This window comes from Terrilactibacillus tamarindi (genome assembly GCF_009718825.1).
Lineage (GTDB): Bacteria > Bacillota > Bacilli > Bacillales > Sporolactobacillaceae > Terrilactibacillus > Terrilactibacillus tamarindi.
Map to the genome: position 1 here is coordinate 1 of NZ_WNHB01000040.1, position 8836 is coordinate 8836.

General features: G+C 35.3%; 7 protein-coding genes. All 7 read right to left on the bottom strand.

What is annotated here, in order from left to right; translation table 11 throughout:
* Window positions 1-499: 499 nt before the first annotated feature.
* Entirely contained in the window at window positions 500-1822 is a 1323-nt protein-coding gene (locus GMB86_RS15125; RefSeq protein ID WP_155221353.1) for a nucleobase:cation symporter-2 family protein, read from the bottom strand.
* A 392-nt stretch (window positions 1823-2214) separates the two neighbouring features.
* Complete coding sequence (locus GMB86_RS15130) at window positions 2215-3951, bottom strand: glycoside hydrolase family 32 protein (protein ID WP_155221354.1); 1737 nt, start codon at window positions 3949-3951, stop codon at window positions 2215-2217.
* Between the two features lie 577 nt (window positions 3952-4528).
* Entirely contained in the window at window positions 4529-4930 is a 402-nt protein-coding gene (locus tag GMB86_RS15135; protein ID WP_155221355.1) for a DoxX family protein, read from the bottom strand.
* A gap of 101 nt (window positions 4931-5031) precedes the next feature.
* Window positions 5032-5496 (bottom strand): MarR family winged helix-turn-helix transcriptional regulator, encoded by a 465-nt coding sequence (locus tag GMB86_RS15140; RefSeq protein WP_155221356.1) that lies wholly within the window; start codon window positions 5494-5496, stop codon window positions 5032-5034.
* A 281-nt stretch (window positions 5497-5777) separates the two neighbouring features.
* Window positions 5778-6785, bottom strand: a complete 1008-nt coding sequence (locus tag GMB86_RS15145) for an LLM class flavin-dependent oxidoreductase (protein WP_155221357.1) — start codon at window positions 6783-6785, stop codon at window positions 5778-5780.
* 164 nt (window positions 6786-6949) lie between these two features.
* The gene (locus GMB86_RS15150) at window positions 6950-7612 is read right to left on the bottom strand and encodes a nitroreductase family protein (RefSeq protein ID WP_329602964.1); all 663 of its coding nucleotides are present in this window, start codon (window positions 7610-7612) and stop codon (window positions 6950-6952) included.
* A gap of 167 nt (window positions 7613-7779) precedes the next feature.
* A complete protein-coding gene (locus GMB86_RS15155; protein WP_155221360.1) occupies window positions 7780-8604 on the bottom strand; it encodes an aldo/keto reductase in 825 nt (274 codons plus the stop codon).
* Window positions 8605-8836 lie beyond the last annotated feature (232 nt).

The following is an 8836-nucleotide window of genomic DNA, read 5'->3' on the forward strand; positions in this document are numbered from 1 at the left end:
ACAGCAACCTTTATATTATATCATGTTCAAAAGTTGTTGTCAATACTTTTTTTAAAATTTCACATCACTGTTTCGCAACAGCGACTTTTATATTATATCAAACTGAAAAGTCTTTGTCAATATGTTTTTTAATTACGATCGCTATTTCGTAACAGCGACTTTTATATTATAACTCTATTAAACAATCATGTCAACATCTTTTTAGTGTTTTTAATTGTTTAATGAAGCGACGTTTAGTACTATAACATATCTACTTTTTAAGATCAACCTTTTTCCACAAAAATATTTTCTGCTTATTATATACACATGATTGATTTATATAGTAATTTAAGAAACTGAATTCATTCTCTTCCTTTATATATATTATATCGATTCTATATTCAGTATAAAATCCGATTTAATGTTAGCTATTATTTCCCTGTTAAAAAGGAATGCAATAACCAAACAAAAGTTATTGCATTCCAATATAAAAGTACTCAAATAAAAGCATAATAGATTACTAAATGATTTGTGCATCTTGTTTTTCTTCATTAATGTCTTTCTCGTCTAATTTACTTTTATTAAAATTAAAGATAATTTGCAAAATAATAGCCATCAAGGCTCCTGCTACAACACCATTATTGGTAACAATTTGAATATAACTTGGTAATTTGGAGAACAACTGTGGTTGAACTGTGACTCCAAGTCCCAAACCAACTGAACAAGCAATGATCAATAAATTTTCATTTTTAGAGAAATCAATTTCACTTAGCATTTTTATCCCTGCTGAAACAACCATACCAAACATTGCGATCATCGCTCCACCAAGAACAGCACTAGGTATAATAGTTGTGATCACACCGATTTTAGGAATAAAACCAACAACAATCAAAATGACACCACAAACGACGATAACACTTCTTGACTTTACCTTCGTCATTTGAACAAGTCCTAAATTTTGAGAGAATGTTGTATACGGGAAGGCATTGAATAGACCACCGACAACGACAGCTAAGCTTTCTGCCCGATACCCCTTCTCCATCAGTTTATTATTAATAGGTACGTGACAAATTTTACTTAACGCAAAGTAGACACCCGTTGATTCAATTAAACTTACAAGAACAACAATGGTCATGGTTATGATGGCATCAATATGAAATGTTGGCGCGCCAAAACTAAAAGGTTTAAGAATTTGGAACCAGTGGGCTTCTCCGACAGAGGTAAAATCAACCATTCCCATAAAGCTTGCTGCAATCGTACCGATTATAATTCCAAGAAGAATGGAGATAGATCGTAAAAATCCGGTAAATAAGCGATTCATTAAGACGATTAATAATAATACACCAAATGCTAATAGTAAGTTTTTAGGATCCCCAAAGTTTGGAGCCCCAACTCCACCTCCGACATTGTTAACTGCTACAGGAATGAGTGTTAAGCCGATAATAACAACAACTGAGCCAATCACAACAGGTGAAACAAACTTAACGATCTTACCAAGGATGAAAGATAAACCAAATAATATAATACCAGCGCCTATAATAGATCCACATACACCTTCAATGCCATACTTCTTTCCAATAACGATCATAGGCGTCACAGCTGTGAATGTACATCCTAAGACTACGGGTAAGCCAATTCCGAAAAACCTATTTTTCCATACTTGAAGTAACGTTGCGAGTCCACAAGCAGCAAGATCAATAGAAACTAAATAAGCGAGCATAGCTCCTTTTAAACCAATAGCACTTCCAACAATAAGAGGGACAACGACAGCGCCAGCATACATAGCAAGCATGTGTTGTAAACCGAGTGAAACAATTTTTCCAGGTTGATTTTTTACATCCATTCTCAGCTCTCCTTCTACTTTCGTTCTCCTACTTAAACGATTTCTCAGAAAAGGTATGTTTCATCTTGGATGTTATGATTGGGTTTTCTAACTTTTTAAAAAAAGATAATTTTCTGATACCTGAATCTAAAACTCCCTTCTTAGATAATATAGATTGATTTATGTACCATAATAGTCCATTAACTAATAAAAATCATTATTTAACTTAAACAAAATAATTCTATAAAATAGGTCATTATAAACATTATAATATCCTTATCACATCAGGGTTTCATCTAACATCAGAGTCCTATCTAATTAGTTTGATTTCATCGAACTCACTTTCGAAATAAGAAAACCTCATGAACTAAGTTAAATAAACTTTTGTTCATGAGGTATGATACTTTATTAAGTTAATTATTTCCCCAAATACTATTCAACTTTGTAACTGAAGCATGTTTCATTTTTACTTCTCCATTACTAACAAAGTATGATAAGCCATTTGAATCACTTGGTTGATCTGGATTTGGGTACATTACTTGAGTTAAAACTTTTTCACCATCATTGATAAAGACTTCTATTGATGAGGAATCAACGTAGACGGTGAGTTTTATTTTCTTTTGATCTGAATCTAGTTTGACTTTTGTGCTATTGCGGCTTATATTCTCCCCGTCTTTAGTTCGATCGATATAAGCCGTTTGTGTTTTAGGATTATAGCCAACAACGACTTTTTTAGAGCCGTCTTTCGATTCTCTTAAGTTAAATCCTAATTGAGTTGGCATCGTTTTTTCTTTCCATGAAAACTCTGCACTTAATCGGTAATGTTGTCCTTGGTAGTTAGTGACCTTATTAACTTTGGTTTCATTAATAGCTTTGACTTTTTTATTGCCAAGTTGTACGACTTTATTGGATAAATTATTTATTTCCTTAACAGGCTCCTGGATCAATTGATAATCCTGATGGGCTACTTTTTTTAATGTCAATTCACGTGGAAGTGTCATCTCGCCTTTCCACGGAGAGGTATGCTGCTCTCCAACATAACTCCAATTCGACATCCAACCCAGCATGATAGTTCGATCTGGAACATTGCTGAAGGTGATACCTGCATAGAAATCTTCTCCGTAATCAAGCCATTTTGGGTTTTTCATTGTTTCAGAGGTTTCTGGATGAAAGGCTTTTCCATCAAAATCTCCAACGAAATATTGCATTCCTGAGCCACCAGCTGGTGCTCCATTTTGGACGCTTAATGATAATACCCATTTTTTCTCTTTTGTTCCACTGACAGTCATAGGGATCAACTCTGGACACTCCCATACGCCGTTTCCTACATCATGTTTCCGTAATATATTGGATTGATATTTCCAATCTATTAAATTAGTCGATGTATAGATATCAACTTCTTGACCAGTTACAACAGTCATAGCCCAAACCTTATGTTCATCATCATAAACAACTTTAGGATCTCTGAAGTTTCCTGTTTGTTCATTAGGTACCGCCGTAACAGGAATGATGGGTTCAGATCCCTTATATTTAGTAAAAGTTTTTCCGCCATCTGTACTGTAAGCAAGGCATTGTTCTTGTATTTCACGCAATCCTAGATAGTTACCTAAAGGGTCTTTGGATGTATCGTCGTCACGAACAGCTACTTGGTAGGTGCTTGTATAATAAGCAAGTAAAGCATTTTTACCAAAACCAGCTTTATTTTCCTTATCAACAATGATTGAACCACTGAAAATGTATTTTTTTCCGTTCGGATGTCCCCCATCCCAGTTGGTGGTCGGTGTACCAATATAATGAACAGGTTTGGTATCATCCTTTGTTTTAAACCAAAAATCCACCCAAGGGCTATTTTCAGCTTCTGGAATCGCTATTGGTTGTTCTTTCCAATGAATGAGATCAGTACTTGTAGCATGACCCCATGACATATTCCCCCATTCATTTCCATATGGATTATGCTGATAAAACATATGATAGACACCATCAAGTTGAACTAAGCCATTTGGATCGTTAATCCAATTTTTATTTGCAGAGTAATGAAATTGATTACGATAGGTTTCTTGATAATTTGAATCATCTGCATGACCTGTTGTAGGAAAGATAACCATTGATAACAACAAAGCCACTATCATCCCTTTTAAAGATCGTTTCAAATTCAATCCCCCCTTTTTATGTTTAAGCACTTTCAAAATTCTCTAAGAAATTTTTGAATTTAATGTCTAAAGTTTACTTTCGTTAAATCTATAACTCTTTCCCCCTTTAATAATTTTACAATAAAAAATCAAATGTATCCGCTTACATCATTTATCTTATTGTAGGTTTCTTCATTTTACAATTGGTATAAAGATATAGATCTAAATACCCACTTCGTACAGTTCAAAAAATCGTATCCATCATGTGGGGTATGGCTAAAAAAATTCCCTTATTCTTATTCTTTACATTCAAGCGCTATAGATTCATTGGTGTAAAATACGGTTTTTCTTTTAAAACATCGTGAGTACAAGTATTGTATTTAGTCCTATGTAATAAAAAGGCCTGTTAATACCTTATTGTTTATTGACTCATTTGGTCTGTAAAGCCCAGGTTTTACACGAATGAATCAAAAAAGCGTTTATCAACATAATTCATTAACAAACCTCAAAATAATAATTATCACTGTTCGCTGACATTTCTGCTATCAAACAGTGATAATTGATCATAAAATAGGTAACATTATCTCTTCCCTTTCTCTTATCCAAAAACTAGAGCATCAATCGCATAAATTCCAGGACCCATAATAGCTACACCAATAGCAACAGCAATAATTAATAAATTGTATTCATAACCACCGGAAGTCACCCAAAAACCATGTTTATTGTGTACTTTTTCTACTGCGACAAGCATTGTGATAACAATAAGGAGTGCAGCAAGTGGAGTTAAGAAACCCGCTGCAAATAATAAACCACCAATTAATTCAGATAAACCCGCCACGATAGCCATAAAAGTCCCATGCTTCATTCCTATCGAACTAAAGTAACCGCCAGTACCTTTAATCCCATAGCCACCAAACCAACCGAATAGCTTTTGTGCTCCATGCCCAACAAATGTTAAACCAAGTACGATTCGAATAATGAGAAGCCCCAAGCCGATCATGATGCATTCCCCTTTTTATAAATTATATTTATAATTCATATTATCCGATATTGAGATATATGTTCAAAAAATTTTCGAAATAAAAAAATAGGATCTCATGCTTAAGATCTATCTTTATTAGCATAAGTTCCTAGTTTTTTTAATTGATCAATCATCATTTTCTTCTCATCAATATCTACACCGCCAAGGATATCGTGAATGGCTTCTTTATGTTCAGGAAAAATGGTTCTCATGAGCTCTTTACCATCTTCAGTAAGGACGGCGTATGTTATTCGTCGGTCATTTGGACATGGTTTTCGTCTTATCAATTTTTTCTTTTCTAATTTATCAACCACATACGTAATACTACTGCTTGCTATTAATACTTTACTCCCTATTTTTTGTATCGGTTGATCGCCTTTATGATAAAGAAGTTCAAGTACAGCAAATTCCGTCTGATTAAGACCGTATCTTTTTATATCCTCTTCGATCTGCTTTTTTATTGATTGCATCGCACGATTTAATACAACAAATAATTTTAAAGAAATATCCTTTTCGTCAACCTGCTTTTTATCTTGATAAACCATCAAATCATTCCTCTGTAAAATATATCTCGAATTCGAGATAATTATAAAATGAAATGCCATTTTTGTCAACGGGGTGACGTTAATATGGGCGGCAACTAACCCTTTTATAAATCTTTTTCTCTTCTTGACATTGTACAGAGAGAATAAGTGCACAATAAGGTCTACTCTAATGAACAATTATAAACATAAGCCATCACATATGTATAAACAGATCCACTCATTTCAAGTAATGAATAGATGGTTCTCTCCTACCTCACTTTAGGAAGAGAGAACCTTAAATATTACTTATTTTTCAAAAGTTGGCTCACTATTTCGTATGAGTGGAGTCTCGCCTTGTGGTCATACATCATCGTATTAATCATCAACTCGTCGGCATCGGTAAGATCTAGAAAAGCCTGTAATTTATCTTGAACCGTTTTCGGGCTTCCTATGATAGTAGAACCGAGTTTATCTTGCAAGGTGGTTTTTTCATAAGGTGTCCATATTGAATCCATTGAATCCACTGGTGGCTGAAGGGGCTTAAGATCATTTCGCATTAAATTAATAAAATGTTGTTGCAATGTTGTTGCCAAAATTTCGGCCTCTTGATCCGTATCAGCTGCAATAACATTGACACAAACCATCGCGCAAGGTTTATCAAGTATGGCAGATGGCGTAAAATACTGACGATAAAGGTTTAATGCGGGTAACGTGTTTGCCGGTGAAAAATGGCTAGCAAACGAGAATGGTAACCCTAATTGGCCGGCTAATTGGGCGCTATAACCACTTGAACCTAATAACCAAATGGGAATTGTTAAACCTTCCCCTGGAATGGCATGGACTCCACTTGTTCTAGGTGTTTGGTTAAAGTAAAATCGAAGCTCCTCAAGTTGTTCTGGAAAGTCTTCACCACTACTCATGCTTCGGCGCAAGGCGTGAGCGGTGAGGCGATCTGTCCCGGGGGCTCGACCAAGACCGAGGTCAATCCGTCCTGGATACAAGGATTCAAGCGTCCCAAACTGCTCAGCTATAACTAATGGAGCATGGTTAGGTAACATGATGCCACCCGATCCAACTCGGATTTCAGATGTCCCTTGAGCGATATGAGCAATCACAATCGACGTTGCCGAGCTTGCAATGGATGGCATGTTATGATGTTCTGCTACCCAATATCGATGATAACCCCAATTTTCCGAGTGTTTAGCTAGATCTAATGTATTTTGAAGTGACTCAGTAGGTGTCCCTCCTTCAATGATCGGAGAAAGATCCAGCACTGAAAATGGAATATCACTGAGTTGCTTAGTTGTCATGTCTTCATCTTCTTTCTATAATAGCTCGAAAAAACAACGATCATGCCTAAAATAGTTTTAATAAGACGCATCTTTTACTAAAAGGATTATACTTAAGGGATGCCTTATAAATGGAGATTCCCCTACACATATTGTAGGAGAATATTTTGTCCTTTTATTTTTCCTTAACCTTTTTTCGGCTGTCCTACCTCTTTATCCACATGGTTAAAGGTTGTTACTCGTTCAATAGGCAGGCGAACGCTTGCGTGAGCAGGCTTTGCGGCTTTGCCAATGGCCACGATCATAACAGGAACATATCGTTCGGTATCGACCCCTAAAGCTTCTAACAATTCTTTTCGCTCAAATCCACCTATTGGATTGGTATCATAGCCATGTGCTTTTGCAACGAGCATTAACTGCATGGCTACTAACCCGCCATCGATTAATGCCGTTTCTCTAATTTTTTGTGGTGACATACTTGAGAAAGCTTTTGGTAGTGTCGTCATATAGTTATCTTTGACTTCTTGTGGCATCGTATTTCTTTCTACAGCTAACGAAAAAATTTCGTCTGCATAATCAAAATGATTCATATCACCTAATATGAGAATCATCGCAGCTGACGTGTTTAATTGTCTTTGATTAAATCGAACAAGATTTTGTAGTTTTTCTTTTTGTTTTTCATCATCTACAACGACAAAGCGCCACGGTTGTAAATTGACTGAAGACGGAGCTAACGTTGCTTCTTCTAATATTTTCAACATTTCCTCATGACTTATCTTAACATTTGGGTCAAATTCTTTCACGGAGTGACGTTCACGGATAATGGTATTAAAATCTATTGTCAAAATGTTCTTCCTACTTTCATATGATTTATAACTGAGGTGTAAGGTAATATAAAAAAAGACCAATATCGTTTCTTCATTACAGTTTGACCTAAACTAATAGGGTTTATGACATCCTTTTGGTTTTGCAAAAAAGAAGCGATATTACATCATCGCTCCTTTTTTAAAACCTTTTACCTAACATTCATTTCACTTGGTTTAGGACCTTTACGACGATTCTTGTTCAGTTTATGAATTTGATCCATTTCATCAGTTGTTAATTCAAAATCAAAAACATTAAAGTTCTCTTCAATTCGAGACGGAGTAACCGACTTTGGGATAACAATCGTATTGTTTTGTAAATGCCAACGTAAGACAACTTGAGCTGGTGATTTTCCATGTGAATCTGCAATTTTTTTGATTGTCTCATCTTTAAGTACTTCGCCACCTTGATCAAGTGGACTCCAAGCTTCAACAAAAATATCATGCTTCGCACAAAAATCTTTTAACTCATTTTGAGCCAGGTATGGATGGCATTCAACTTGGTTTAAAACAGGTTTCACTTCACATTCTGCAAAGAGGCGCTCTAAATGTTCAATATCAAAGTTACAAACCCCAATCGCTTTCACTCGTCCATCATGATAAAGTTTTTCTAATGCTTTATATGTATCTACATACTCATCATATTGTGGTGTAGGCCAATGGATGAGATATAAATCGACGTAATCAAGACCTAACCTATCCAAACTTTCATCGAATGCACGTAAGGTATTTTCAAATCCTTGATCTGTATTCCAAACTTTTGTTGTAATAAAGAGATCTTCTCTTGGGACAGAGGATTCTTTAATTGCTTTACCAACACCTTTTTCATTCTTATAGATCATAGCGGTGTCGATCGAGGTATAGCCAACTTCGAGAGCTTTTGATACAGCTGCCGTTGCTTTGTCGTCTTCAACTTGCCATACGCCAAACCCTAATTGTGGCATTTTGATACCATTATTCAATGTAACGAAATCCATAAACAGTCTCCTTTTTATATAATTTTACACTTGCTTAGTATTTCCTAAAGAGAAAGACAACATAAGGTATGGATTTATCTTATGTTGTCAAATGAACACTTTTAAGAATATCAAGACGCCCATCAGTTTTCAAACAAAGTGAACTGAACTCTTAATCGAAAGATCAATGGCTTTCTATATGTTGCCTTCAATTTGACCATTCTATCCTTTTTAACACTTCCCTTTTAAATAA

Bases quoted from the DNA above. Each gene is read 5' to 3' on its own strand.
- GMB86_RS15140 (WP_155221356.1), bottom strand. From the start codon at position 5,496: ATGGTTTATCAAGATAAAAAGCAGGTTGACGAAAAGGATATTTCTTTA.
- GMB86_RS15135 (WP_155221355.1), bottom strand. From the start codon at position 4,930: ATGATCGGCTTGGGGCTTCTCATTATTCGAATCGTACTTGGTTTAACA.
- GMB86_RS15125 (WP_155221353.1), bottom strand. From the start codon at position 1,822: ATGGATGTAAAAAATCAACCTGGAAAAATTGTTTCACTCGGTTTACAA.
- GMB86_RS15145 (WP_155221357.1), bottom strand. From the start codon at position 6,785: ATGACAACTAAGCAACTCAGTGATATTCCATTTTCAGTGCTGGATCTT.
- GMB86_RS15155 (WP_155221360.1), bottom strand. From the start codon at position 8,604: ATGGATTTCGTTACATTGAATAATGGTATCAAAATGCCACAATTAGGG.